The sequence below is a fragment of the Pseudomonas grimontii genome (assembly GCF_007858185.1).
Lineage (GTDB): Bacteria > Pseudomonadota > Gammaproteobacteria > Pseudomonadales > Pseudomonadaceae > Aquipseudomonas > Aquipseudomonas grimontii.
The window spans coordinates 1-880 of record NZ_VFES01000055.1 but is presented as its reverse complement, the minus strand read 5'-3'; the positions used below and the strand labels follow the sequence as shown (position 1 = coordinate 880).

At 66.2% G+C, this 880-nt stretch carries 1 protein-coding gene; it reads right to left on the bottom strand.

Annotation, left to right across the window (positions count from 1 at the left end):
- Positions 1–880: GspE/PulE family protein (locus FIV39_RS32920; protein WP_186731578.1), on the bottom strand; the 880-nt coding region annotated here is incomplete at both ends.

Sequence of the window (880 nt, the reverse complement as noted above, 5' to 3'; positions counted from 1 at the left end):
CCGTCCTCACGCATGCTGAACATCCCCGCACGGCGCGCGGCCACGCGCAGATCCTGCTCGCCGGCGCCCTGGTGGATCAAGCTACGCACCTCGTCGTCGACGCAAAACAATTCATGGATACCGGTCCGCCCGCTGTAGCCAATCTGATTGCACTGCGCGCAGCCCACCGGGCGCCAGGTGCCAGGCGCGGCGGGGTCTTCCTGTTTGCAATGCGGGCACAGGCGGCGGACCAGGCGTTGCGCCAGGACGCCCAGCAGTGACGAGGCCAGCAGGAACGGCTCGACGCCCATATCGATCAGGCGGTTGACCGCTGACACCGCATCGTTGGTGTGCAATGTAGCGAGTACCAAATGCCCGGTGAGCGAGGCCTGTACCGCGATTTGTGCGGTCTCCAGGTCACGGATTTCACCGATCATGATGATGTCCGGGTCCTGGCGCAGGATCGCCCGCAGCGCCAGGCCGAAGGTCATGTCGATCTTGGCGTTGACCTGGATCTGGCTGATGCCCGGCAGGTCGTATTCCACCGGGTCTTCCACGGTGAGGATATTGCTGGTGCTCGCATCCAGCCGTGCCAGCGCCGCATAGAGGCTGGTGGTCTTGCCGCTGCCCGTGGGCCCGGTGACCAGCACGATGCCGTGGGGCTGGCGAATCAGGGTGTCGAGGCGGGCGAGCAACTGCGGCTCCATGCCCAGGGTCTCCAGTTGCAGGCGCCCGGCCTGCTTGTCGAGCAGGCGCATCACCACGCGCTCGCCGTGCCCGGTGGGCACCGTCGAGACACGAATGTCGATGGGTCGCCCGGCCACGCGCAGGGCGATACGCCCGTCCTGGGGCAGGCGTTTTTCGGCGATGTCGAGCTGGGCCATGATCTTGATCCGCGACA